Here is a 26,614-nt window from a genome sequence, read left to right on the forward strand (position 1 = left end):
AATTTTTAAATCACAGTCAGCCTCCTGGGGTTCCATGCCAGGGACTTTCCTTCCAAATAGCATCCCACAATGTTTCCTCCGTGAAGGTCTCTTTCCTTGCAATCTTGTCTCTAATAGAAACTAGGAGTTGGTGATGCACCATCTCATCCTTATGTATTGCTTCGAGAATGAGCTTCATTCTCGGGTCTTTAGCCTTATCGAGTAATTCCTTAGTCAAACGCACCATTTCTGCTTCAAGCCTGATGTGTTCCTCAATAGACTTCTCTATTTCACGATACTCCTCCTCGGTTAAGAAGGGGGATTCAGACTCTGCCAGCTTAGCCAATGACTCGTATAGTCTAGAATGCTTTAAGGAATCCAATCCTACTGCAGAGAAAACCGCCGCGAGAACAGGGTGCTTGAATTTTTCAATAGTGGATAATAATTTATCAGAGTATTCTTTTTCCTTATAGCTCATGTTTTTGAATAATTCAACTTGTTCACTATTTTTCATAAATATCACCAATTAAAGAATAGTCATAAGAGTTAATAATTGTATTGAAAAATTAAACTATTTTGCTCTCAAAGCTTTCTTCGGATCCTTCCACATAATGGATGCAACCCAAATTGTTAAGACAATAAACAATAGCAATAGCCCTAGGGCTACTGATTCTGGCGAGGTACTTATGAATTCTTCGCCTTCAACCATTAATGCGTACGCCTTATCCACAATGAACATTAATGTTGCAGCCCAGCTTATAAGGGCAAGATTTTTGAATAGTAAGTCATCCTTTTCCAGATTCTTATACCACAATACAGTGGAGAATACTGCTGTTAATCCTAAGATTATCATGTACACGTTTCAGCACCATTTGCGGGGCAGTGCTGTGAGAATCCTTGACCTCACCTTTTCGGTTAAGTTCGAATTCTTATAGTAGATGATCAGTCCACCTGCCCATAATCCAGCAATCCCTAGTGTCATCAATAAGCCCACCGTCGTTATCTCGTTAAAAGCCACTGCCATGTCGGCGGGGTTGGACATGGCGGTTAAGAAGGGCGGATACATCGTTACTTCACCATTCCAAGCGTGCTCGGCTATTAAAACCATGCTCCCACCTAGCAACATGGTTGATAGAATGTTGAGTTTCAATTTCTCTGCAGTATTTTTGAAGAACCTCTCTAGTGTTTTAATCAATATGCCTGTTACCAATGGTGCTATGAAACACGCCATCTGCCTCACCAGTGCACATGTCTTAATAATAGGTGCACCTATAAAAATTTCGCGGCCATTGTACGGGTTAAATCGATCACATCAATTTCATAAGACAATATAGAGGAGCTAACAGTCATTACGTAGGGGTTAGAAAAAAGACATACCTATTCGGATTTTCCTGGCCCGACGATATTCCCCTCCCTGTACCCTAACTGCTTCAGTGTGTTAATAAGTTGTAATGAAACGTTGGGATTAATTTAAGGTGGAAAAAACTATTTTCTCCATTTTTCCTCATTAAAGTCTTTCGTTACGTATTTTGAGACTATGGTAGCGCCCAACGGGTCCCCTATGACGTTGAGCATTGTTTCAAACGGATCTACTGCAGGGTGGACTCCAACCATCCAGCCGGCTGCTTCAACAGGAATACCTAGAGCTGCTGCAGTGGCTACTGCAACGATCGCGGCTCCACCAGGGACGCCTGCAGCGGCTGTCGCTCCCAAGAATCCTAGGACTACTAGTGTTAACACCTCTCCAAACCCTAGCGGTATCCCTAATGCCTGGAAAGCGAACAGCGTGAACAAAGTGATAGTTGCACAGGCTCCTTGCATGTTGATGGTTGCTGCGACGGGCAGGATTACCGTGGCAACTTCTTTAGAAACCCCTGCCTCTATTGCAGAGTTTATGGTGACAGGGAGTGTTGCATTACTGCTTGCCGTTGAGAAGGCGGTGATCATGGCTGGGAAGTACTTCTTCCAGAATCTCACCGGGTTCAACCTTGCCACGAGAATCATTACTAATGGCTGGATTATCAGGAGAACTATTAACCCGCTCACGTAGAAGGCGAGCACTAGTTTGGCGAACGCGCCTACAGCTATGACTCCTACGACAGCGGCTACATTAGCCATTAATGCGAAAACACCTATTGGCCCGTACCATAAGATGAAGTCTAATAGCTTGTAGACTACTGCTAGTAGGGATTCGAATAATCTTGTCAGGAATTCCTTAACCTGCGGTGTGGTGCGTCCTATTATGCCCACAGCGATTCCAACCAGTATAGCGGTGAATATTATCTGAAGCATTTTAAGATTCAAGAACATGTCGATAAAGTTGGAGGGTATAATGTTTTTCAAGTAATCCGCGATTGTGAGAGATGCAGGAGTAACCTGCTGTCCTCCTGGTAGCTGAACCCCTTCACCCGGCTTAAGCATTGAGCCTATCGCGTATGCTGTTCCAACCGATGCTAGTCCCATGAAGATCCAGTAGGGTATGAATCCTAGGAAGATTTTGCCGAGCTTTACTAAGTCTCCCATGCTCATTACTGCCCATGCAATGCAGAGGAATACTAATGGGCCCACTATGAATTTTAGTAGAGCAACATAAATGTCTCCTAGTATTGCTATGTTTTTAACAGGCTCTCCGACAATGATTCCTACAGCCAACCCTAATATAGCACTTATCAATAGCAATAATGGTCTTTTACCCAGCCTTATTTGGAAGACTACTTCATTACTCATGTACCAACCCCTAACGTATATACATGATTTTACAATATTGTCAGGTATAGGTTAAAAATCTTAATTCATTCAAACATGGAAAAATAGTATTGTACGTATATAGATGAACATCACGCTTTTAACTTGAACTTGTAAATTGGAGACCGCATAGATGCTTAAAATAAAGATAATTCTAGCTATTAGTCCCTATAGAGGTTGAACAATAATTTCTACGTCAAGTGAATATGTGTTGGAACCTCTTTGAATCAAAAGGTTTACAAACCCCTTGTCAATGCTATCCTCAATTATTTCTTTAAGATCACTACTTCTCGTAACGGGGACATTGTTAGCTTGAATTATAACGTCTCCTTCCCTAATGCCTCTTCTATAAGCAGGCGTGCCAGGTATACTTTTAACCACTAGTAATCCTTCTTTAACCGGTATATTGTAAACAGAGGCTATCGTGGGATTTAAGGGAGCTACATAAACCCCGATCCAAGCTCTCAAAGGTCTCCCATACTTTTCAATCATTCCGATAAATCTTTTCACCGTGTTTATAGGTATGGCGAAACCTATGCCTTGCGCGAACGGAATTATCGCTGTGGTCACTCCGACTGCTTCACCGTCGAGATTTATTAAGGGTCCCCCGCTATTGCCAGGGTTTATCGCCGCATCCGTCTGTATCAGGTCTTCTAAAACAATGTTTTCCCCGACAATGGTTCTACCCGTAGCGCTTACAACCCCTAGTGTAACAGTGTGTTGGAACAAGCCTAGCGGAGAGCCAACAGCCAGTACTATTTCACCTACTTTGAGCTTAGATGAATCCCCCAGCTTTATCGGGGAACCATAATCTTCCGTTTCAAGGAGTGCGAGATCCCTTGTGGGGTCCTCGGCTACCACAACTGCCCTACTGGCATACCCGTCTACATAGCTTACCGTTACTTTGGCTGCATCCCTGATTACATGAGCATTGGTTACAATGTAACCTTTTGAAACAACGAATCCTGAGCCAAACCCTTTAACCGGTTCGTACCCGAAAATCGTAAGAGGGTGCTCGACAAGGGTTGAAACTGTTACAACCGAGGGTTTAACCTGTTCCACGATTTTAGAGATTTCATTGCTCAAAGACTTCAAATCCATGCTTATAACCATTTAAGCTTAAGCTTTCTAATCTTAAAAAATCAACGTTGATTGAAGAAGTCGTGAAAAACTTGCCGTGAAATGTAAGGTATTTTCAATTTTGGAGGCAAACATTTTTTACAGTGTTGCTCACCGATAATTAAATGTCTCGAAAACATATTACCAGTAGAGAGGAGTATGCAGTGAAGGTGCTCGTTACCGGCGGCGCAGGATTTATAGGGCATCACGTAGCCCTGCACCTCAGTAGTAAAGGATATGATATAAAGGTTTTAGACTACCTTGAAAGAGCCAGCCCTACGGGGATATCTCGGCTGAAAGATAACGGGATCCCCGTGATTATCGGAGATGTGAGATCTTTTCAAGACTACAGCAATTTCGATATTGTGGTGCATGCTGCCGCATTGGTGAATGTTGAGGAGAGTGTTCAAAACCCTCTTGAATACTACGATGTGAACAGCATGGGCACTGCGAGAGTAGGATACGAGTGTTCTAAGAGGAAGATACCTTTAATCTATTTAAGCTCGGCTGCAGTTTACGGTGACCCTGTTAAAATACCTGTTAGTGAGAACGATCCCGTTGACCCTCCCTCGCCTTATGGATTGAGCAAGCTCATGGGCGAGCAAGTCTTGGGGAATTACTCGAAAATATACGGGCTTAAACACGTCTCGCTAAGATTGTTCAACGTCTACGGGCCTGGGCAAAACCCCAGTTACGCAGGGGTCGTATCAAGATTCATCGCCAACATTGTTGAAGGCGGAAGCCTTGAAATCTATGGGGATGGTACGCAGACTAGGGATTTCATCCACGTGGAGGATGTTGCGAAAGTTGTCGAGGAATTCATCTCGAAAAATATTTTCGACAACAGGGTTTACAATGTCGGTACGGGTATTGGGACGAGAATCATAGATCTCGCTAAACTGGTTATGAGGATTACAGGACGCTCGGTTAATATTGTTTTCAAACCTGCGAGAATTGGAGAGGTTAGGCATAGTGTAGCCGATGTTTCGAGACTCAGGGGGCGAATCGTGTTCAACCCGATCAATTTAGAGGAAGGGATTAGTAAGCTTCTCCAAACTATTCACAAATACAAGGTTGAATAGTGAAACACGCCCAAAGAGGAGTTAAAAGTACGCGGTCATTGAACAATTCCCATCCAATATTTTGCTTGTAGGATTGTTCAGCTAGTCGGATATGGGTAGGTGGAAGGTCTCTTTGACAATTCGGAAAATAATACTAGTTCTAGTTTGCCGGATAAACGGGTTTTGCAGAAGCCATTTCACAAACTTGTCTAGCTCGCTCATTGATTTAAAAGCCGCTATAACAGCGACGTCAAACTCGCCCGTTATGTCATATACTGCTTGAACGTTTGGATGCTGGGATACATAGTTTTCCACATCAATAATATGCTTACCATCCACATTCACCAGTATTAAAACCTTTATTCCATAGCCTAATCTTCCATAGTCTATTAGGACCGTGAACTTCCTCAAAATCCCGCTCTTGAAGAGTCTTTTTATTCTTTCATGAATAGTGGATACGGGTTTTCCGGTGTTCTCCGATATGATTTTCAAGCTTACTCTTGAATCTTCTCGTAAAAACTCCAAGATCTTCTTGTCTAAATCATCTATTATCATTGTAAAACCTCTTATTTACACTATATGAAGTTGTGGAATTTTTATAATTTTTCTTTTCAAGCTTTTTAAACTATTTCAAACCTTTAAGCGTTGTATGTGAAATCATGCAGCAGGAAAAAATTAAGATATTATTCCCCGATGTGACAGGCGTGCACAGGGAGGTCGAAATATTCCTCCATCAAAAACCAGACTGCCTCTACGGGTTTAAGACGAGCGTGGACGGTTCCAGCCTCCCTGATTACGCAAGCGTCGAAGACGGGGACTTGTTTCTGAAGCCTGCGTCAGGTAAGTTTGTCGATTTAAGTAGCTATGGGGGCGGGTTGCTAGTAGTTGGCGCTGTCTATTTTTCGAAGGGTGAGAGGCATTACTTGGATACTAGGCTAAAGGCAGAGGAAACTAGTAAGTATCTATTCGAGCATGGTTTAGAAGCGCTTGTTGGTTATGAATTAGAATTCTTTATAATGCGGAAAATAAAGCACTACTTAGATTCAAGGAGACAGTTATTCTATGCGAAGCCCGTGGAGAATACCTGTTTAACCAGGCAGGGGAACGGGAAATATTTTACATCAATCCACTCAAGAGTGGATGAAATCCTCGAAGAGACTACAACAGCTCTTACACGAGCAGGCATAGCTCCGCTTAAAATCCACAGGGAAAACGGGGTTTTCAACCAGTATGAGATTTCATTCCGACCCTACCCTCTTTTAGAAGCTTGTGATAACATAATTCTCTCCATTAAAACAGTTCGTGAAGTATCGAAAGCTAAGAGGCTGACCGCCGTTTTCATGCCAAAGCCATTCACGGATGATTATGGAAATGGTCTACACCTGCACTTAAGCCTATGGGTGGGCGCCAGGAATATTCTGTTCGAAGACGGAGCCCTATCCCAGGAGGGAAGGTATTTCATAGGAGGAATACTTCAGCATGCAAGAAGCCTGGCAGCTTTCACAAACCCCTCTTTGAACAGTTATAAAAGACTAGCCCCCGGCTTCGAGGCCCCGGTCCACATAGCATGGGGTTATGGAAATCGAACCGCGATGGTGCGGATCCCGAGAAATGGGGAAAGCATTGAGGCTCGTAATCCAGACGCTTCCATGAACCCGTACCTTGGAGTACCGGCACTGATACTAGCTGGAATGGATGGGTTGAGGAAGAAAATAGATCCGGGGGATGCGGTCGAGTTCAATCTTTACGAGAAACAGGGGTTTTCAAATATTAGGAGACTGCCTTTGTCGCTTAAAGAAGCGTTGGAAGAGTTAATGTCTGACTACGAGTATTTGAAACCAGTGTTTTCAAAATCTTTCATAGAAAAGTATGTTGAGTTAAAGATGCGTGAAGTAGTTGCTGAGATAACCCTCCCGAGCGTTCTCGAGTACCAACTTCTAGAGCATATCTCCTAGGTTTAAAACGTTTTATACCTATGTATTCGTTAGAGATTAAATGGTTGCAGTTTTAGGGATGTTTATGAAGATTGTGGAAGATTATGCACTACTTGAAACAGGGATAAGGGTGTTTTACAGGTGCGTAGTTCCTGAGAAGATTTTCCACACTTTAATAATAGGTTCGCACGGGTTGACAGCGCACAGCGGGATCTACATTCCTATTGCCGAGGAGTTTGCAAGACACGGGTTTGGATTCTGCATGCATGATCAAAGAGGGCATGGTAGAACCGCAGGTGAAAACGATAAAGGGTATGTCGATGATTTCCAATATTATGTGGAGGATATCAAAGCTTTTTCCGATTATGCTAGATGATGCGTAGGAGCCAGGGAAGTAGTACTGCTTGGGCACAGCATGGGCGGTTTAATAGTGCTTTTAACAGCTGCAACGCATAAAGGAGTTGCTAAAGGAGTTATTGCTCTAGCTCCAGCTCTCCAAATTCCCTTAAACCCTGTTAGAAAACTCATTCTAAGCCTAGCATTAAGGTTTGCTCCGCGTTCCAAGATCCTGTTACAAAGAGGGCCACCCGAGGAAATAGAGGGCTTTCAAAAAGCAAAGGATCTGGAATACAGTCTGAGAGAAGTATCGGTCAAGTTAATTAACGAAATGATTAAGGCGTCACACAAATTCTGGAGGCTTGCGGGGGATATCATCGTCCCGGTCTTGCTTATTCATGGTGAAAAAGACAAAGTCATACCCTTCGAGGCAAGCAAGAGGGCTTATCAGCTTCTCGCTTCATACCCTAAAGAGTTGAAGGTGTATCCTGACCTCGGACATAACTTATTTTTCGAGCCAGGCGGAGAGAAAGTTGTGAAGGACGTTATAGATTGGGTGAGCAATCTACCTAGAGAAAACCCTTAAACCCAAGTCAACAAATCTAAGAATAGGTGTTGGAGCCTTGAAAGTGTTAGCTGTGATTCGCGTAATCCCAATCGGTACTGGCAAGCCAAGTATCGGGGATTATGTAAAAGAAGTAGTAGAGGTGATTAAAAAGCGAGGAGTGAATTACCAGGTCACCCCGTTTGGAACCGCTCTCGAGGCTTCAAGCATTATGGAAGTTTCAACACTTATAGATGAAATAATTGAAAAAATGAGGGATTTAGGGGTTTTTAGAATGGCTATCGATGTTTCATTTGACATCAGGTTTGACAAGGAGTTATCGTTGGAGTACAAGGTGAGAAGAGTTATCGAATAATGAATAGTTTGTCAAGACCTATCCTGAAATGTTTCCTCAGTGTTTTGAGAAGTCACCAAGCCTTCTCACACCTTTTACAATTGAAACAAGATCCTCTAGTTTAAGGGAGGCGGAAAGGTGTGTCTTAGTAATCTTCAAACCCCCCGTATCCTGTAAGCTGTTCAAACTGATAAATCTCCATTCTCCTGTTCCAACAATCTTTACAGCTATATAAGCTTCTCCACCAGCTCGTTTAGAGAACTCGATGAGCTTTTCAACTTGTTGCTTCTTCAGGTAAATCGTTCTCTCCCTTCTAATAGTTTTAGCTTCAATGGCTAGGACTTTACCATGGTAAATCGCTACGATATCAGGGTAAAGGATTGTCTTAGCCTTGGATCCGCTTGCGGGAGAACGGATTACGGCAAAACCATGGTTCCAAAACCTCTGAACTAGATCTCTTTCATGGGAAAATCCTCTTCTCCGGTTGCTCATACCAGTCAAGCCCTATACTAAATTTATAGTCCTTTCAGGATTAAATTAAGATGGTGAGTGATGTGAACAGCAAGTTGTACTTAATGATCGGCGCAACCATGATCCTCCTGCTTCTCATATCCAGTGCAGGCTTCGGAAACGCGGAGAACACGACAATATTGCCAGGGATTGTCTACAACGTTACAGAGAACATCTTTAAAGAGATAGGTCCTGTATTGCCTGCGATTGTCCAACCTGGCAGTGTAATACAGCTTACATTAGCTCAGGGTTATTCAGGGCTATCAATAACTCGAGCATTCCTGGTCTCGGCGAAAATAGTGAACAACAACTTGGTGTATCTTAACTACTCATTAGAAGTTGAGAAGGCTGGTGTAGACCAATATAGTTTCATTGTGCCGTCGGGCGTTGAAGACGGGTTATACGACTTGGTGGTTGAGTCGAATACAGCAACGTACCATGTTAAGAGAAGCATTTGGGTTGTCTCCCAATGGCCTAGTGAGCTAAAGATCGCGGTAATGACTGATCTTCACTTTATAACAGGTACTCCCGACACTTTGACCGGGGATGTGAACAGGGTTTCAGCCTTTACCCTGGCCGGCCTGTTGAACCCTGACCTTATATTCTGGCTGGGGGACATAACGGATCAAGCCTCTCCTGGAGAGTACTATGCGGCACAGACCTATAGGTATTCACTACTGTACAAGTACCCCATCCTCGGGATTCCTGGTAATCATGATGTGCCAGACTCCAGCTATAGGAGATACCTCGGACCCTCTTATTGGTACAGGATTCTCGGGGATAGACTGCTAGTAGTGGGATTGTTCACCGGTGAGGGTGGAACCCCGAGCTGGGAGCAAATAGTTTTCCTAGAGGAGGTACTATCTAACTATAATTACATACCGTTCAAAGCCATACTTGTTCACCACCCAATGTTCTACTACCAGGGCGAGTTATACACGTGGTACAATGACACCGAAACATTGAAACCATACTCTCAAGGAGTTCAGACCCCTGTTAGCAGCTACTGGAGTAACAATATGACGGCTTTCAGATACGTGTTAAAACTGATCGAGGATTACAACATTACTTTTGTTCTTTCAGGACACGTTCACAGAGACTTCTTCGTTAAATACAATAGTATTAGAACTAATACTACAACATTGTTCATGACCTTTACCACAACGGCACATGGAACCGCTAGTTACGACGCAATAGGGTTCTTCAAATTCAACCTTGAAACCGGAGAAGTCTCCTTCCCTGTCAAGCCTCCAACATTCATTGGTTTCCAAAACTCTTCAACTCCTCTAGCACTGAACAGTATCCCAATAGGAATTTATCCTCCCACAAACAACCTAGGATGGTCTAACAAGACATACTTCCTGGTGAAACTGGCCCAGTCTAACAATGCGTACACGGTCTCGCTTGGTAATAATCTGGAATGGTTAAACATTTCAGGAGAGCTGTTCTGGATACTACCATGGAACGGGTCAAGCTTCAACTACGTTATCAACACGGGGAATCCCTCCGTACTAGAGATTAATGCATATATGAGGAACAGCCTCCTCTATCTATCTCTGAGACTAGCTGTGAATTACGGAGACAATATCGGGCTAACAATCTTCAACGCCCCAGACACGGAGCCGCCTGACATCGTGGTAGGCTCCTATACTCCGAGGCCTCCGTATTTGAACAGGACATTCACCCTTTACCTTAGAGGAACGGATTCTGAATGGGGCATCAAGTCAGTATCATTCGTCTTGACAGACGGGGCAAACACTACATCTTTAGAATATACTCAAACACCCAGCACTTATACTCAGAAACTAAACAACATAACCTATACTCTTCAGTTCACAATAGTATCCGCCACTACCAAGTCAGTATTGCTTAACACGACTGTTACAGATTACTACGGAAGAACACGTATCAAAGTCTTCAACATCACATTTGTACCATACGGTGCCCAAGCCCCTGCAAACCCTATCCTAGTAGTTTCAGACGTAGTCATCGAGCCTGAGTCCCCCACGACAACCATTACAACCACAACCATGGAGACAGAGACACAAACCGCTTCAACAACCACCACACCTACAACTACAACCATGACAACAACCCCACCGTTAATCACAACGGAGCCACCCCCGCCTCAAGAAGAAGCGGACTACACATTAATCGGGTTAGCAATAGTCGTATTGATTGTTGCAGTGGCAGTAATCTACGTATTCTTTCTTAAAAAATAGTTTTTCCTTGCTTCTTTTAAGTTTATATACCATGCCGATATTAACATTTATTGAAAGGTGTAACATGTATGAAGAAAGCGATCTTAATCCTAATTATCTCACTACTCTTAATATCAGCAATACCTTTGACTACAAACGCGCTCGTAAAACCCGGTCAAACAGTAACTGTTGGAGTCGATCTCGCCCACGGCGAGAGCAATAAGTACTTAGACTATATAATGGGTAATATAACATTCGTCAACTGGAAAATAATAAATGAATCCTTCACGGCAACCGTTCTAGCCGACGTTGACATACTGCTTATAGGACAGCCTACCGCTAGTCTCTCGCCAGAAGAGCTAGACGCCTTGGTAAAATGGCTTTCTAAAGGAGACAAGGTGCTGTACGTTGCAGGAGACAGTGATTATGGCGGAGGAGTGAACAGTATAGCGGCCGTGAACAACCTGCTAGAGTATGTTGGTGCAAAACTAAGGCTTGAGCAAGGAGCCGTTTACTCACCAACTCCATGCAGAAACTACACTTACAAAGGAGTTGACTCACCAGTATGCTGTGGTGCATACTACCGTATGACAGCTTTCGTCGAGCCTGACAACGTTTCCGAATTGTTCACAAACGTGTTAGACGAGGGAGTGCAATACCCGATACTCATGCACGGACCGACAGCTGTTATCTGGCAGGATGAGATGGGCAATTACCACGACCCTGTGAACGAGACATTCCCAGGATTGATAAGAATAGCCTGGTACCATCTAGCATACATTGGTGACAACCAGGCTCCAAACCCGTTTGTGTACGACCCGTTGATATATGGCACAGGCGACTGGAACTTCATCGCATACGCGGCCGAGTATCATCAGGAGAAGAACAACCTGATAGTAGTAGCTGGAGAGTCGCTCTACGGTGACTACGAGCCGGCATGGGCTTCCTCATACTATAATGTCACACTAGATGGACCCAAGTTTGTTACAAATCTTATAAAATGGTTCATAAGGATTCTAGAGACGTATGATCCGATTACAAGATTGGAGACGATCGCCGTGTTCTCAGACCCGGTGGGAGACGATAAAGGCACTGGCACCTTCCTCTATCCAACCAACCCTGTATTCCAGCCCTCCATATACGACCTTGTAAAATTCGGAGCCTACGCGGATGACAACTTCATCTACTTTAGAACAACCGTGAAGAACCTGGGCGGAAACCCGTGGAATGGCCCTAACGGGTTCTGCCTCCAGAACGTTCAAATCTACATAGCAACGACTTCTGAAGCACTGCCGATAAGTACTAACAGCATAGGTCTCGGAGTACAGATATGGCATGGATGGCACTACGCAGTAATAGCCATACCGGGCTGGGGTACCACGCCCTACCCCGATGGAGAGGTCTCAGTTCTATTCAACGCTAACATGAGTATGCTAGCAGATGAGTACAACAACAACACAGTGTTTGACGTCTACCTCAGCGAGGCCGAGCCCAACACTATAGAGGTTAAAATAGCTAAGAGCCTGCTGGCAGACGTCGAGAATATCAGGAACTGGATCGTATTCGTAGCTCTTTCAAGCTATGACGGATACAGTGAAGGAAAGGTAAGAGGAGTCCAAACTGGTGATCCTGGAGAGTGGGTGTTAGGCGGAGGAGATCCCTTAGCCATCTTAGCCGGTGTCCAGCCCAAGGTGATAGACATTTTAGCTCCAACACCGGAAGCCCAGTATGCCATGTTGACAAGCTATGACACAGCTAACAATATCCCAGCAAAAGTAAGCGGTGTGAAACTTCTCGGATTGTTAGAGCCCGGAGTGGGTGCAACGGTAACCGAGACCCAAACCATTACCACGACAAAGACCGAGGTATCAACTACAACGAAGACTGAGACATCTCCCGTGACAGACTACACTATAACCGGCGTTGTTGCTGGAGTACTCCTGCTTGTCATAATTGTAATGGCAGTCACGATGATGAGGAAAAAGTAAAACCTTTTTTAAACCTTAAACCCTTCTCAAACTATTTAATAAGTTAAATCCTATAAGTAAAACAGGTGAGATCATGTTGCGAAATCTACTCGTCGGCGTAAGCATGATACTGATTATCCTGTCATCCCTAGTGTCGATACCTTCAACAACTGGAGAGTGGCCATGGGTCCCTAGCGAGCCATATCCTTGGCTTGAATATTTGAAAAGCTTGACAAACGATAGAGGAGTAGTCCTTAGAGTGATAACTCGGCACGAACAGTCGATTCTGTCTCTAACCAAGCAACTGTTCCTAAATAGTCCTGTTGCACAGGAGCTGGGGATTATCGACATCCAGTTCTTGTATGTTGCAGCGGAATCATGGCCTGATTACATTACCAGAGCTAAATCCCTTGGAACCCCGATTGATGTTGCTTGGGGAGGGGGGCCAACTCTTTTCAATAATATTTACGCAATGGGCTTTCTCCAGGAGATAAACAGCTCAATACATCCTGCCCATAACGCAATCCTCTATGAGTTGTCGAAGATCCCGGAAAGAATTGCCGGCGCTGAAACTTATAGGGTTGATGGTAATGGTAGCTTAGTGTGGATTGGTGCTAGCGTTAGTAGTTTCGGCTTCACGATCAACAAGAATGTGTTAAATCGTTATGGAGTACCAACGCCTGCTAAATGGGGCGATCTCGCCTCTCCAGAGTACGCTAGATACCTTCCCTACATTCACATAGTCGGGATAGCTGACCCAACGATGAGTACTAGTAATACCAGAATATTTGAAATCATTCTCCAAGCCAAGGGTTGGGAGGAAGGCTGGCGCATCCTAACCCTTCTCGCAGCCAACGCGATAATTTACTCGGGAAGCGGAGACGTGAGAGATGCTGTCATACAGGGAGATATAGGAATAGGGACAACAATAGATTTCTACGGATACATGGCCATGAGCAATAATCCTGCATGTGAGTACATTATTCCAGCTAACGAGTCAATAGTTAACGCCGACCCAATCGCCCTATTGAAAGATTCGAGATACCCTGTCCATGCTGCTGCTTTCGTGGCATGGGTCTTAAGCGAATACGGTGGACAACAGGTATGGTTAGATCGCGAAATAAACAGGCTACCAATAAACCCGCGGGTCTTCAACACCCCTGGAGGGCAGGAGAGGCCTGACCTTTATCAAGCCTTGCAGAATATTCAGCAAGCTGGCGGGATACTCTTCAATGAGACTCTATCCACAAAGTGGGTTGACGCCGTGGTTAACTATTTTAAGGCCACCCTTGTTAATGCCCACGATGATCTGACTCCAGCATGGGCTCAAATCGCTAACGCATACCTTGAAGGCAGGATTTCTAAGGACTGGTATAATTACCTCGTATGGTATATTTCGAGACCGTTACAGTTCACAGATCCTTTGTCAAATGAAACAGTCACTTTCACTCTCGAATATGCGATACGAATAAACCCATACATAACCCAGGGACCGATTCAAAGTACTTTGAGAAGAACATGGGAGGATCTCTCACGTCAAAGGTATAGGGAGGCATTGAATCTACTCCAACAGGCATTAAATGGGGCGCCGGTTCCAACAACCACGACAACACAAGAGACATCTTCACCAGGAGGAGAGGGAGGACAAATCCCAATAAGCATTATTATCCTAATAGCAGTGATTGCAATAGTGGTGTTCTATTTCTTCCTTAGAAGGAGGAAGGTTTAAATTATTTTTCAAAAAATCCCTTAATAATGAAGGTTGAGGGCAATGAGAGAGATAAAGCTTTTATATGTATTTATATTCGGGCTTGTTCTTTCGCTGGTTTACATGGTTATTCCGGATTTAGGTCTTTCAAAAACTGATGGGAGCATATTGGAAACAGGTTTATGGCTCATCGGTTTCAGCCTAGGCCCATTTTTCTTGTACAAAGGTTTTGACTTCAGAAGAATCAAGTTTAGCTCATTCCTGAGTTTTCTTTCAATAATTTCATTTCTCTACATTTTCTTCGTAATTGTTCTTTATATACAAGGTGTTCCCACTGCATTAGGAATGTTTCTTACGCCTTTTCTATCTCTCTCTGTGTCAGGATTTCTACATGAGAGGTTTAAAAAAAGGAAAATTGCAATGGAAGTTACTAGAGGGGTTGCGGGAGGATTTGCCCGTAAAATCAGGTCTACGATATCTCAACTTGATAGAACCATGTGGTTCTTCCTGATTTTTGGCTTCGCATACCTTTTCACGTTCCTTATAATTCCTATACTTTCAGTATTAATTTACGCATTTATCCCTCCTGTCGGCGGTGAATGGTGGAGTAACTTTGAGACTATCTTAAGAGGGCATTTAAGACCGGAATCGCCGACGTTAACATATGTTAACCTCAACCCCCTCGATAAAGACCCTATTAAAATCGTGGAGCCTTTAAAACTGATGATTTTGAAAGGAGTGGACTATGGGTCATTAATTAACAGTTTACTAGTGTCGGCAATTGTTACTTTAGTAGCCACGGTTCTCGGCGCTATCGTGGCCTTTGCTCTTGCAAGATACGATTTCAAAGGGAAAATGCTACTCAGGATTTTGGCTATGGTTCCATTGTTTGTAACCCCGTTTGTCAATTCATACGTCATAAGGTTGCTTTGGGGTGAGGGAGGCCCGATTTCGCAATTGGTGAAGTATTTCACAGGATACACGTTACGAGTAGAGGGGTTGGCAGGCGTAATCATATCTCAAATCATGACTTTCTACCCTATAGTTTACTTGAACGCTTATGCAAGCTTCCTTAACGTGGATCCCTCAACTGAGGAGCAGGCTGAAAACCTGGGTGCGAAAGGTTTGAAGCTGTTTCTCAATGTTACACTGCCTTTAGCGCTACCAGGCATTGTGGCCGGGTCTATAATAGTGTTTATTTTCAGCCTTGAGGATCTGGCCGCCCCAATAGTTTTCAACTATAAGAATTTAATAAGCTATCAGATTTACGATGGGATAATAAACGCTAGAGGAGCGATTTACCCTGAAAAGGCTGCTCTAGGTTTGATCCTGTTATTCATCTCGCTAACAGGCTTCATAGCGATTAGGAACTACGTGGGAATGAGATCATATGCGATGATAAGCAGGGGTGGAAGATGGCAGAAGAGGGAGCATAAGCTGGGTGTTTTAGGCTCGATAGCGGTTTACCTAGGGATTTTCCCCCTAGTGCTCTTCACTGCTTTCCCGCAAATCGGTGTGGTTTTAATGTCATTCAACATTCTCCAGCCTTACGTGAAAATTGAAGCCGGCCAGGTTCAAGGATTAGTGCTTCAAATGCCGTCTTCAATTAATGATTTAACCATCTATATGAGTAAGGCTTTAACAGATCCTAATATTTTAAACTACTTAAAGAACACCTTCATATACGCATCCATATCAGTTGTATTAGCAGTCTTCATAGCAATTAGTGTTGGATACAGCGTCAGCCGTTTAAAGATCAAGTGGCTGAGCAACCTGCTGGATTCGCTTGCAACAGCACCTCTCGCCATACCAGGACTAGTCGTCGCGCTGGGCTACTACATAGTTTTCTCATTCATTGGTGAGTTGAACCCGGGCATTCTAGGTTTCCTCCACCCAGCTAATCCAGGCTTTCAAGCATGGATAGTGTTTATAATAGCTTTCAGCGTTAGAAGGCTACCTTATGTTGTCAGATCCGTCTTCGCAGGATTCCAGCAGGTTCATGAAAACCTTGAGGAGGCAGCTATGAATCTCGGAGCATCGAGGATCAAAGTAGTGTTCGGAGTGATATTCCCATTTATAATAGGATACGTGTTAAGCGGGGCGCTACTAGGATTTATATACATGTCCACAGAAGTAAGCACGAGCATTACTTTCGGAGGGATAAACGAGAATCAAGCCCCGTTAACATATTATATGAGGCAGTACTATAGCGGAGGAGCAGGCATCGGAGTTCAAGTGACAGCAGCCATGGGGACAATACTGATCCTGCTCCAACTAGTTGCCGTGTTAATAGTTGTCTACGTATTTAAGCAAAGATACGCATTTATAGGTGCTTAGGGAGGGGGTGGGTTTTTGACACGGATCAGGCTCGAGGGGGTAACAAAAACCTACGGTAACGTCATAGCTGTTAACAACATAACCCTAGACATTGAGAAGGGGGAGTTATTTACTTTCCTAGGACCTAGCGGCTGCGGTAAAACTACAACGTTGAGAATTATCGCTGGTTTCGAGATACCTGACTCAGGCAAGCTATACTTTGACGACGAGGATGTCACGTTTTTAAAACCCTATAAGAGAAACACGGCAATGGTGTTTCAGAACTATGCTTTATGGCCCCACATGACTGTTTATGAAAACGTAGCATATGGGTTGAAAATAAGGAAGAAGCAGCTGGGGCTGACGGACGAGGACATTAAGAAAAAGGTGTTAGAGGCTCTCGAACTGGTTAAGCTTTCAGGATTGGAGGACCGGTATCCACTCCAGCTAAGTGGTGGGCAACAGCAAAGAGTAGCGCTTGCAAGGGCATTAGTTGTTAAGCCCAGGGTTTTACTCCTTGACGAGCCTTTGAGCAACCTTGACGCAAAACTCCGCGTTGAGATGAGGGAGGAGATTAAGAAGATACAGAAGAAGCTGGGGATCACAACAATATACGTTACCCATGATCAGCTGGAGGCTCTCAGTATCAGTGACAGGATAGGAATAATGAACAAGGGTAGTCTTGTCCAAGTCGGCACTCCACAGGAGTTATACTTTAAGCCTAGAAACATCTTTGTAGCAGACTTCCTAGGTCGTAGCAGTATTTACTACGGAGAGCTGGTCTCAAAAACTAATGGCATCGTAACAGTCAGGCTCGAAGGCACTGAGATGCTGTTAGAGGGTACAACCCCGTTTGACTCACTCCCAGGCAAGGTGGCTGTGGTGATCAGACCTGAAGTAGTTAAACCGGTTTCAACAATGATTCCTTCTAAAAACGCTGTGAAAGGGGTAGTGGATTTTGCGATGTTCATTGGCGATAAGATCGAGTCGAGGATTAAAATAGGTGGATTATCACTACTTGCTTACTTCCCCAACACGATGCCTGTTAGAGTAGGAGAAGAGATCCTACTTCACATACCGCCTGAACACACGATTGTCATACCTCCTGTTCAGGAGTAGCTTCAACCATTTCAACCCATCCTAACATACCATTTATCCTTTCTCTCAGCTGAAAACAATTCTTCAATAATACTGCCTCCCACAAGCTTGAAGAGTCTAATCTCAAAATATCCATCTCGGGCTTCAACAATCATGAGACTAGGTGGCCCGGATTCAAGCTCACCGCTCCACGCACCTGTGGCAGACCCGGGGTTCAGAAGTAGAATTTCCCTCGAAGGGTCGGTTTTCACGAATGGAACGTGCGTGTGACCTGTAATCAGCACACTAGCTCCAATGGTTTTAGCGATCTCGGCAAGTTTTCTAGAATCTCCGCGCGGATATATCCCGTGCCCATGATACAAGCCTATTACATAGTCACGTATCGAGAGTTTTTGGTAAGCAGGAAGAGGTAGGAAATCCATGTTTCCCTTAACAATAAAAACATTTTCCCCGAGCTCTTCAACCCACGCCTTCACCTCGCCAGAGGTCAAATCCCCTGTGAATAGAACAGAGTCCCACGCCCCGTTCTCCACTAACCTCACGAGAGGCTTCGGCACCCTTTCTGCCCGATCAGGTATGTGAGTATCGCCAAGGATGAGGATTCTAGTCAACCTTTGTTACCTCAGACGGGTATGTTTATGTCACCTCTCCATCCGGGAGTAATTCATCATCGTGAAATAATATCATGCAGAGCTTGTTAAAATTCTTTCGCAACATGTTTTTTCCATGTATTTAAGAAGAACTTGCTGAAAGGATGCGGCACTAGCAGGTAGGTGAGTGCTCTGAAGCTTGGCTTTTCTAAAACCCTCGCGACTTCCTGTGAAACCGTCTCCGACCCTTCTACGTAACCTTCTATGAATGCTTCCATGAATCTTTCCAAATCATTTTTTCGTTGAACTATGCTTTCAATATTGAATAAAACCATGGTTGAAGCCAACACTACCAGGTCCCATGCATAGTGGCGGATATCAGTGGAGGGAGTAGCCTGTTCAGCATCAACAATGTAGATTCCTTTAACCGATAATACGAAGTTGGATATCTTACTATCTCCCAAGGCCCATCCTTTTCTGTGAAGCACGCTTAGATGATAACCAAGCTCACGGTAAGCTGTCTCGCTGTCTACACTTGTGAAAAAATCGCCCTCAACATACTCCCTAATTAACTTCAATCTCATAAAGTCGGTTACGTAAACCTTTGGCTTCTTCAACACCTCAGGTGCTTCCCTAAAGAAAAAAGCTTCTCTTTCAAGCCTCTTAATAGGTTGAAAGGCGAAAGGATATATGTTAATAGTTAAGTTTGTTGCGTTAATAAGTAACCATTTCAAAATTCCTGTTTCCTTCCGATAATTTTTAACTACTAGTTTTTCCCCGTTGAATTCATATACCTGGGTCTGTCTGGAAAAATCATCTAGGTAATTTAATATACTTTCCAAACACGCTCACTCTATCAGATATTGGGGTGGCTCTATCACTCTAGATCCGGCAGAAACCTGGTCAACACTGTGTATTACTCCACCGTGTTTCTCCAATACTTCCTTTAATTCTTTAAAGCTGATGTTTTCACCCTCCACTACAACGAGAATGTTTTGAGTATCAACATCTACTTCCTTGACAGTTATGTTTACTGCTTCAACACCCTCTACCTTGCTCAGATGAATGGATAATTCCACTATGGATTCTCCGCGAACAGGGTATAGAACGTCTAGTATGAGCCTACGTAACAATCCGGGACATCCCTCGGTATTTATGTGTTAAAGCAGTTTTTAAAGGTGACTTGCCCAGGGGAGTCAGTCCTGCTCACCCTCCCTCGCTTCGAGGGCGTTGCAGGACTCATCTGATCATATCTATATTCCTAAAGAGTTAATAAGCTAGGCGCTTCAAATTATTCAATTATTTTATTTGTATAAAATAAAATTTTTTGACTGTTCTTTATAAAGCTTTTCATAGTGGTGTAAAAGTGGGAAAACTAGGAGTTACTTATTAACTATCAGCTTTACAATATAAAGATGGGGCATGATCAATGACCGTTGAAGCTTACAGAAAATCTTCATCATACGAACCCTCAAAATCGTTCATTATCGAGATTCCTCTTAAATCAAAGAAAAGGGTTGTCTCCCTGAGAGTTGACGAAGATGCCCTAGCTGTTATCGACAAGTTTGTTGCAAGAAAGGGTATGGGTTCTAGAACATTATTGATTAGTAAATTAGTGGAAGCCCTAGCTGAAGGTTTAAAACAAAACCCTGAAAACATTGATAAAGTTGCCTTGACTCTCAAAATAGGCAGTAAAGATTTCACCGCGTTTATCTCCCTAAACAGCTAGGCCCTCCCGGTTTTTATCATCTCAAGTACGATCCTGGCTATATCGGCTGGGATGCTTATTTGATGCGCTATTTGCTCAATATTTAGTTGTTCATAGCCAAGCTTCTCAACATAGTCCTTTAATGCTGAAACTGGTTCCAAATAGTAAATCCTTCTACCCTCCCTAACCTTCCCGATAATACCTATTTTATTCAGCTGGGCGAGGTACCTGGATTCAATGGTTCTCGGTCGTTTAGTATATTTTGCCACATCGTCTGCTGTTGCTTTTTTCAAGGTTATAACTGCTTCGAGACTCCTCATTAGCGTAGGCGTTAAATATATGTTTTTTCTAACAAGGAATCTAACATCGTATATGCTGCAATAATCTATTTCACTCATATCAATCAGCCTTCACCATTTATTTCTTATTAAAACGATTTTATAAATTTAATTATTTAAAGTTAAAAAATAACAGAAAAACCATTTTAACAAGAATTGTAGAGAACTGTTCAAATAGATATTTCAATATACACTGAATTAGACAGCATTAAAGGTTTTGAAAACTTGCTATAAATGTTAGAGTGCTCGCAAACTTATTATGTGGTGTTAGAATACATGATACTTGAACGGGGTATGAGGCTTGATAAGTAAGTTTATTGAGCAAGTGTTTGAAAAAGTTAAATCCCACTCTAAATACGTACTGAAAGGTGTTGAACTCTTAAACGAATTACTCATAGCTTTGAAAAAGAATGACTTGGGAAATGCAGAGGCAAGTTTTAACGAGCTCCTATTAATTGAGAAGCAGGCTGACACGATTAAGAGAGAAATAATTGGAGAGCTTCACAGTAGCTTCCTTCACCCCGATGACAGGGAGGACATTCTGAGGCTTACCATCGAGCTGGATAAAATAGTAGGGTTTGCGAAATCGGCTGCTAAAAGATTGATAATAATGTACCATGTTGGATTAAGTATACCGGATAGTTACTATCAGGTCATGGAGGAAATAATGCACAACACTGTCGAGGCGTGCGATTTTGTTGTCAATATGGTTGAAAACATAATCAAAGACCCCTCTAAGGCGCTTGAGTACTCAAACATGATTGAGAAAAGAGAGGAAGAGGTCGACGAGTTAAGATTCAAATTACTTGAAAAGTTGTGCAAGGACTGTTCTGAAAAAGTGAATTCAATATGCCTCTTCCTACCAGGCATCATTGACGACATTGAAGAAATAACGGATAGGGCTGAAGATGTAGGAGATATTTACAAGCTCTTCATCATAGGGAAGTAGCCGGGATCATGAATGATTTCCTGTATAGTGACGGCTGCTGGGTTGAGCAGGAGGTTTGAAGGCAACAAGCTCTTGTTCAAGTACCATGATCGACCGCTCATAGCTCAAACTATTAGCAATATAACGGAGTCGAGGAGTGTCGATAAAATAGTTGTGGTCACAGGGTTTATGAATAAGGAGATTGAAGAAGCAGTAGTCAAATTCGTGCAGGATGAAAGAATAGTATTTGTTAACAACCCAAACTACCAGGAAGGAATGAGCAGTAGTGTGAAAAAAGGGATTGAATTCCTGGTTTCGCATGGTGATAGAATAGATGGAGTAATGGTGAACCCGGGTGATGCAGCCTGGATACACCCATTTGTTTACGACTTACTTGTAAACGCTTTCTACAGTTACAGGCCCATGATCGCAGTGGCTAGTTATAAAGGGAGAAGAGGACACCCAATTCTCTTCTCCTCGAGCCTGGTTGACGATTTGACAAGCATTGATGAATCAACTAAAGGGTTGAAAAAAGTAGTGGACAAATACCATAATAATATTTTACAAGTTGAAACACTATACCCCGGGGTAACACTGGACTTCGACACCTACCTAGACTACATCAGAGTTAAAAACGCTTTGATGAGGTGAAACCGTGTCTCATGAAATCATTAACCCCCTTAGAAGCAGGGAATATGGTTTGAAAATAGCTGCCGAGATCAACAGGGAGTCTGAAATCCTAGCCAAGGAATTAGGAAGACCTGTTCGGGTAATGAATTTCTGCGGGACGCATGAATGGACTATTACCCATTACGGCTTAAGAAGCTTGATGTCCCCCAGTATTGAACTGATTCCTGGTCCAGGTTGCCCTGTCTGCATCACCCCAGGTTACTATGTTGACTTGCTTATTGATTTAAGCCTCGACAGCTACACGGTTCTAACTTACGGGGATGCTTACAAACTACCAGGTACTAGTGGTAAGAAGCCGAGAAGCCTCTTCCAAGCAGCTAGTATGGGGGGTCGCGTCAAAGTCGTTTACAGCTTCACTGATGCTATTAAAACTGCTGCTGAAAAGCCTTCTGAAAAATTCGTATTCTTCGCTGTTGGTTTTGAAACCACCATGCCCGCCACAACCCTTCCAATGTTCTACGGTAAAGTACCTGATAACCTTTTTGTCCTAGTTACTTACCGGTATACTCCACCAGTCATGAAGTACTTATTGAATAATCACCCAGAGGTTGAGATAGACGGCATTATAGCACCTGGGCATGTTTCAGCAATCATAGGCTCAGAATCCTGGAGGTTTCTGCCTGAGGAATTTAAGATCCCTGTAGTAGTCTCCGGGTTCGAACCCGTCGACGTTCTCACCTCAATATTTCTAATTGTGAAAATGTTGAGCCAGGGTAAGCCAGATCTAGTCAACGAGTATTCCAGAGTTGTTAAACCAGAGGGGAATACGTTCGTGAAGAAAGTGATAGATAAGGTTCACGAAAACGCTGATAGTTACTGGAGAGGAATAGGAGTAATACCTGGAAGCGGGGTAAGGCTCAGAGAGCCTTATAGAAGACTAGACATCCTTGCCCAACTCGGATTAGAGGAAAGGATAGTTGAAGACAAACTGCCTGGTTGCATATGCGACAAAGTTGTCCTCGGTCTTGCAAAACCTTTTGAGTGCCCCCTATTCCTGAAAGGGTGCAAGCCTCAGCAACCCTACGGTCCATGCATGGTTAGTAGCGAGGGAGCTTGTAGGATATGGGCAGAAAACACTTAGTCTTAATGGTGAAAGAACGCGTTGAACAGGATCCTAATCCTTGATGGATACACTGATGAACCAGCAGGATTAGGCGTCCCACCTTACATAAACGTATATCCTCGACTCATAGCAGGTGCAATATGGTCTGTAAAGAAGGACGCACAGGTGCTTTACTGGACTGTGGACCAATATCGCAGAAACCCGGGCGAGTTTTTTAAGCAGGCATTTGAAAGCGACTTAGTAGTCATTGTTGCAGGGATGGAGGTTCCAGGACATTATGTTGGAGGTAGGCCAATGTCTTTCAAGGAACTAGAGTACCTTGCAATGAGACTTTTCAGTAAAAACCTCGTTTTAACAGGACCGGCCGCTAGGTTCGGGTTTGGCACTGGGGGAGGCTCATCAGCATATTCTACTAGGGTTTTGAAAAGATACTTCAAGGAGATAGTTAGGGGCGATGTAGAACTCTATTTTAAAGAATTGTTTACAGTAGGCTTTGAGAAGGCAGATCCTTATAAACTAAGGGAAGACTACTCCGTAGCGGATGAAGCGTTTTACAAGGGAGCCAGGATCGTGCAGCAACACCCGAATTTCGGTAAAAACTTGATCGTAGAGGTTGAAACATTCCGAGGATGCCCTAGATGGATAACCGGGGGCTGTAGTTTCTGTATTGAGCCCAGATACGGGAGACCTATCACGCGTAACCCGGAGTCAATAGTTCAAGAAGTCAGCGAACTATACTCCCTAGGAGTTAAACACGTGAGGATTGGGAGACAGCCTGACATCTTAGTATACGGTTCAAGCGAAATCGGGACCGAAGAATTCCCTAAGCCATGTCCCAATATTCTAGAGAAAGTTTTTAAGGGGATTAGAAACAAAGCGCCTGGATTACGAACAATACATATCGATAACGTTAACCCGGGAACTATTGCGAAGCATCCAGAGGAATCGTTAGAAGCGCTTAAAGTAATTATGAAATACCACGCCCCAGGGGATGTCGCAGCTCTAGGGGTTGAATCTTTCGACGAAAAGGTTGTAAAAGCAAATAATCTCAAAGCAACTCCTGACGAAGTAATGGAAGCGTTGAGATTGATAAATAAAGTCGGGCGTATTAGAGGTTGGAATGGGCTACCCCATCTTTTACCAGGAATAAACCTATTATATGGGCTTCCCGGCGAGACGCGGGAAACTTTCAATATAAACGAGGAATTCCTGTATAAAATTATTCAAGAAGGATTCCTTGTTCGAAGAGTCAACATTCGAAAAGTAAGTATTTTGGAAAACACTCCTCTATGGCTAAGGAGGAAGCAGGTGTATGCCAATCTTACCAAGCATGAATGGCTGTATAAAACCCACAGAATCAGTGTTATGAAGTTTTTCGACAAGGAAATGCTTAGGAAAGTGGTTCCTGAAGGAATTCTTCTCCCCTATCTCTATGTGGAAAAATCTGGGAAAAACATGTCCTTGGCAAGATTTCCAGGTAGCTATCCCATCGCAGTTAAATTTTATTCAAGTATTCCAAAATACTCCACAGTTTCAGGAATTGTCCGAAAGCATTCTTCTAAAAGCGTTTTAGCCGAGCTCATATGAGACTTCCATTATCTAAAGATAGCTTTTACGGCCGTGTTTAAGAACCTTGATAACGGGTTTACCGGACCCGTTGATGTCGATCACGATTTCTGGCGCTCCATATATCAGATTATGCTTCATTGCTAGAGGATCCTGGTAAGCACCTGTGTCCAGAAATGCTAGATAGTAATCTTCATCTTTACCGGGGAGGTGGAGGGGGATGCCTCCCAGCTTCAAATATTTCTTAGGGAGATGACTAATCCTGAAATCCATTCTATTGAACCAGCTGTCAACACTGGTTTCTATCTCAACATCACTGATGAACTCTCTTAACTCACCCATGCTGTCACAGGTCAGGTCTCCTAGGACGGCCAGCACGTCCGGCTTCTCATTGAGTTTTTGAATCGGCGTTACCTGGAAGTACTGGTTAACAAGTACTGAATCGGGAATATCCGCAAATAATGACAGGTTGACAATAAATCGTCTAGAAGGAGACGTCAGTATCTTGTAGAGTAATGGATCGTTTATTATATTTTCTACTGAGCTAGGATTAGACCTTATTATCTCGGCAAGTTTTACAATGATTTCTTCCCTGTAATGTGTGATAATGTCTTCAACCCTCTCCCGCTCTGCAAGAGTCAGGGTTTTACCTTTAATCTTTGACTGAATATCCCGGGTGTATTGAAGAATCTTTTTAATACCCTCTAACGACTCTGGGATCCCTATTAATCTTTCCCCATTCCCGGTTTCAAAAGGCTTGTATTCCGTGGAATAAGGTCTTACATCAACTACCTTGGCAACAACAATCCGGTGCGAAGCGACAATATATCTGCCTCCTTCGAAAACAAGTGTTGGATGTGGGTGGACATCGTTGAACTTTCTTATCAATAAATTAAGATAATCAACTATTGTGTAGTTTGGGGACTCCGGTGTTCCCTTTCTACTATCATGGTAGGGATAAGCCATTCCTCCTCCAGTGTCTATGATTGAAATGTTTTCAAAGCCAATACTTCTCAAATCATTAAATAAAATCCTAGCTTCATCAAATATGGCTGCAATATGTTTCAACTCATATATCTGAGAACCGCCGTGGATATGGATTAATATCGCTCTTTCATTCAACCACTTGTACTCCTTGATCAGCTTTAACAAGGTGTTGATAGTTAACCCGAATTTTCCCTCAAGCCCCGCGGAATGCGACCATTTTCCACCTGGTTTGTAAAATGGTTTTACCCTTATTCCTACGTTTATTTCACCATACTTCGATAAAACTTGTAAATCGTGCTCGCTTTCCACGTCTACTATAACATGCCATCCTGCTTTTTTGAAGTCCATTAAAAGTTTTAACACGTTGTCGGAGACCACGCCATCATATATTAGAAGCCTCGAGCCCTTGTCCAAATACCTGTGTAGTAGCCTCAACTCTCCTATGGATCCTGAGTTAAACCCCCAGTTAAACTCTTCACCATACCTCCAAATAGCGTCTATAACAAGAGGAATCGGGTTTACTTTCATTGGAAATACAGGTTGAAACTTTCCAGTATATCCGTGAATTTGGGAAAGCGTTTTAAAAGTTTCGAAAACTTTTTTCATTGTACTTTTTATTGCCGGAAGGAACCGGATGTAAGCTGTTTCAAAACCGTACTTCTTCATTAAGTCAATGATTCTTACAGATTCATCCCCTATTTTCAGAACCAATGCTCCTGTTTCATCAATAGTTAAGTATTCCCCGCGAATTGAGTGCTCTAACCCATATAGTTGTTTTGAAACTTCAACGCTCCATTCCGCAGGCTTTGACATCTCTTTTTATTCTCCCTCTGGTTTTTCTAATGGATTTTAATACGTCATGGGTTTTTAA

25 protein-coding genes and 1 pseudogene are annotated in these 26,614 nt (G+C 43.2%); 14 read left to right on the forward strand and 12 right to left on the reverse strand.

The features are described 5' to 3' along the window. Positions 1-16 precede the first annotated feature (16 nt). From IMZ38_RS04925 to IMZ38_RS04945, 5 genes are all read right to left on the reverse strand, one after another. The gene (locus IMZ38_RS04925) at positions 17-493 is read right to left on the reverse strand and encodes a ferritin-like domain-containing protein (protein ID WP_193435793.1); all 477 of its coding nucleotides are present in this window, start codon (positions 491-493) and stop codon (positions 17-19) included. A 57-nt stretch (positions 494-550) separates the two neighbouring features. Then, a complete protein-coding gene (locus IMZ38_RS04930) occupies positions 551-838 on the reverse strand; it encodes a hypothetical protein (protein ID WP_193435794.1) in 288 nt (95 codons plus the stop codon). Positions 839-841: 3 nt separating this feature from the next. Beyond that, entirely contained in the window at positions 842-1,210 is a 369-nt protein-coding gene (locus IMZ38_RS04935) for a hypothetical protein (protein ID WP_193435795.1), read from the reverse strand. A 254-nt stretch (positions 1,211-1,464) separates the two neighbouring features. Beyond that, complete coding sequence (locus tag IMZ38_RS04940) at positions 1,465-2,706, reverse strand: dicarboxylate/amino acid:cation symporter (RefSeq protein ID WP_193435796.1); 1,242 nt, start codon at positions 2,704-2,706, stop codon at positions 1,465-1,467. Between the two features lie 186 nt (positions 2,707-2,892). Beyond that, the gene (locus tag IMZ38_RS04945; RefSeq protein WP_193435797.1) at positions 2,893-3,825 is read right to left on the reverse strand and encodes a S1C family serine protease; all 933 of its coding nucleotides are present in this window, start codon (positions 3,823-3,825) and stop codon (positions 2,893-2,895) included. A 182-nt stretch (positions 3,826-4,007) separates the two neighbouring features. Here IMZ38_RS04945 and IMZ38_RS04950 point away from each other — a divergent pair, with 182 nt between their 5' ends. Further along, positions 4,008-4,925, forward strand: coding sequence for an NAD-dependent epimerase/dehydratase family protein (locus tag IMZ38_RS04950; protein WP_193435798.1), 918 nt, complete (start codon positions 4,008-4,010; stop codon positions 4,923-4,925). An 81-nt stretch (positions 4,926-5,006) separates the two neighbouring features. Here the strand turns inward: IMZ38_RS04950 and IMZ38_RS04955 are convergent, their stop codons facing one another. Next, entirely contained in the window at positions 5,007-5,459 is a 453-nt protein-coding gene (locus IMZ38_RS04955; protein WP_193435799.1) for an Lrp/AsnC family transcriptional regulator, read from the reverse strand. Between the two features lie 104 nt (positions 5,460-5,563). On the opposite strand from IMZ38_RS04955, the gene IMZ38_RS04960 reads away from it, so the two are divergent. The 3 genes and pseudogenes from IMZ38_RS04960 (at position 5,564) to IMZ38_RS04975 (ending at position 8,094) form a co-directional block, all read left to right on the forward strand. Continuing rightward, entirely contained in the window at positions 5,564-6,859 is a 1,296-nt protein-coding gene (locus tag IMZ38_RS04960; protein WP_193435800.1) for a glutamine synthetase family protein, read from the forward strand. Positions 6,860-6,923: 64 nt separating this feature from the next. Then, positions 6,924-7,760, forward strand: a pseudogene (locus tag IMZ38_RS07315) (alpha/beta hydrolase). 43 nt (positions 7,761-7,803) lie between these two features. Beyond that, positions 7,804-8,094 (forward strand): MTH1187 family thiamine-binding protein, encoded by a 291-nt coding sequence (locus IMZ38_RS04975; RefSeq protein WP_227410960.1) that lies wholly within the window; start codon positions 7,804-7,806, stop codon positions 8,092-8,094. 36 nt (positions 8,095-8,130) lie between these two features. On the opposite strand, the gene hjc is transcribed toward IMZ38_RS04975, so the two are convergent. Beyond that, on the reverse strand, positions 8,131-8,565 hold the full coding sequence (gene hjc, locus IMZ38_RS04980) for a Holliday junction resolvase Hjc (protein WP_193436928.1): 435 nt from the start codon (positions 8,563-8,565) through the stop codon (positions 8,131-8,133). Positions 8,566-8,627: 62 nt separating this feature from the next. Between hjc and IMZ38_RS04985 the strand changes: the two genes are divergently transcribed. The 5 genes from IMZ38_RS04985 to IMZ38_RS05005 all read left to right on the forward strand — a co-directional run bounded on the left by IMZ38_RS04985 (position 8,628) and on the right by IMZ38_RS05005 (position 17,894). Further along, positions 8,628-10,805 carry a metallophosphoesterase family protein gene (locus tag IMZ38_RS04985; RefSeq protein WP_193435804.1) on the forward strand — a complete coding sequence of 726 codons (2,178 nt, stop codon included), beginning with the start codon at positions 8,628-8,630 and terminating at the stop codon, positions 10,803-10,805. 68 nt (positions 10,806-10,873) lie between these two features. After that, entirely contained in the window at positions 10,874-12,772 is a 1,899-nt protein-coding gene (locus IMZ38_RS04990; protein ID WP_193435805.1) for a glucodextranase DOMON-like domain-containing protein, read from the forward strand. 73 nt (positions 12,773-12,845) lie between these two features. Beyond that, positions 12,846-14,480 (forward strand): ABC transporter substrate-binding protein, encoded by a 1,635-nt coding sequence (locus IMZ38_RS04995; protein ID WP_193435806.1) that lies wholly within the window; start codon positions 12,846-12,848, stop codon positions 14,478-14,480. A 399-nt stretch (positions 14,481-14,879) separates the two neighbouring features. Further along, on the forward strand, positions 14,880-16,796 hold the full coding sequence (locus IMZ38_RS05000) for an ABC transporter permease (protein ID WP_319637034.1): 1,917 nt from the start codon (positions 14,880-14,882) through the stop codon (positions 16,794-16,796). Positions 16,797-16,811: 15 nt separating this feature from the next. Further along, positions 16,812-17,894: an ABC transporter ATP-binding protein gene (locus tag IMZ38_RS05005; RefSeq protein WP_193435808.1), complete on the forward strand. Its 1,083-nt coding sequence runs from the start codon at positions 16,812-16,814 to the stop codon at positions 17,892-17,894. Positions 17,895-17,905: 11 nt separating this feature from the next. On the opposite strand, the gene IMZ38_RS05010 is transcribed toward IMZ38_RS05005, so the two are convergent. The 3 genes from IMZ38_RS05010 to IMZ38_RS05020 form a co-directional block, all read right to left on the reverse strand. Next, positions 17,906-18,484, reverse strand: a complete 579-nt coding sequence (locus IMZ38_RS05010) for a YfcE family phosphodiesterase (RefSeq protein ID WP_193435809.1) — start codon at positions 18,482-18,484, stop codon at positions 17,906-17,908. A gap of 86 nt (positions 18,485-18,570) precedes the next feature. After that, entirely contained in the window at positions 18,571-19,305 is a 735-nt protein-coding gene (locus IMZ38_RS05015; protein ID WP_193435810.1) for a BUD32 family EKC/KEOPS complex subunit, read from the reverse strand. A gap of 6 nt (positions 19,306-19,311) precedes the next feature. Then, a complete protein-coding gene (locus tag IMZ38_RS05020) occupies positions 19,312-19,596 on the reverse strand; it encodes a DUF211 domain-containing protein (RefSeq protein ID WP_193435811.1) in 285 nt (94 codons plus the stop codon). A gap of 296 nt (positions 19,597-19,892) precedes the next feature. Between IMZ38_RS05020 and IMZ38_RS05025 the strand changes: the two genes are divergently transcribed. After that, on the forward strand, positions 19,893-20,192 hold the full coding sequence (locus IMZ38_RS05025) for a hypothetical protein (protein ID WP_193435812.1): 300 nt from the start codon (positions 19,893-19,895) through the stop codon (positions 20,190-20,192). Here the strand turns inward: IMZ38_RS05025 and IMZ38_RS05030 are convergent. Continuing rightward, the gene (locus IMZ38_RS05030) at positions 20,189-20,569 is read right to left on the reverse strand and encodes a helix-turn-helix domain-containing protein (RefSeq protein WP_193435813.1); all 381 of its coding nucleotides are present in this window, start codon (positions 20,567-20,569) and stop codon (positions 20,189-20,191) included. The two genes, IMZ38_RS05025 and IMZ38_RS05030, sit on opposite strands and share 4 nt — an antisense overlap. Before the next feature lie 241 nt (positions 20,570-20,810). Here IMZ38_RS05030 and IMZ38_RS05035 point away from each other — a divergent pair, with 241 nt between their 5' ends. The 4 genes from IMZ38_RS05035 to IMZ38_RS05050 are packed head-to-tail and all read left to right on the forward strand — an operon-like array spanning position 20,811 to position 24,777. Beyond that, positions 20,811-21,458, forward strand: a complete 648-nt coding sequence (locus IMZ38_RS05035) for a DUF47 domain-containing protein (RefSeq protein ID WP_193435814.1) — start codon at positions 20,811-20,813, stop codon at positions 21,456-21,458. A gap of 12 nt (positions 21,459-21,470) precedes the next feature. Next, on the forward strand, positions 21,471-22,088 hold the full coding sequence (locus IMZ38_RS05040; RefSeq protein WP_193435815.1) for a nucleotidyltransferase family protein: 618 nt from the start codon (positions 21,471-21,473) through the stop codon (positions 22,086-22,088). A gap of 4 nt (positions 22,089-22,092) precedes the next feature. Then, positions 22,093-23,208 carry a hydrogenase formation protein HypD gene (gene hypD, locus IMZ38_RS05045; protein WP_193435816.1) on the forward strand — a complete coding sequence of 372 codons (1,116 nt, stop codon included), beginning with the start codon at positions 22,093-22,095 and terminating at the stop codon, positions 23,206-23,208. A gap of 21 nt (positions 23,209-23,229) precedes the next feature. Further along, positions 23,230-24,777, forward strand: coding sequence for a radical SAM protein (locus tag IMZ38_RS05050; protein WP_193435817.1), 1,548 nt, complete (start codon positions 23,230-23,232; stop codon positions 24,775-24,777). Between the two features lie 12 nt (positions 24,778-24,789). Here the strand turns inward: IMZ38_RS05050 and IMZ38_RS05055 are convergent, their stop codons facing one another. Then, on the reverse strand, positions 24,790-26,556 hold the full coding sequence (locus IMZ38_RS05055; protein WP_193435818.1) for a type III PLP-dependent enzyme domain-containing protein: 1,767 nt from the start codon (positions 26,554-26,556) through the stop codon (positions 24,790-24,792). Positions 26,557-26,614: the final 58 nt, after the last annotated feature.

Origin of the sequence: Thermosphaera aggregans (assembly GCF_014962245.1) — an archaeon.
Classification (GTDB): Archaea; Thermoproteota; Thermoprotei_A; order Sulfolobales; family Desulfurococcaceae; genus Thermosphaera; species Thermosphaera chiliense.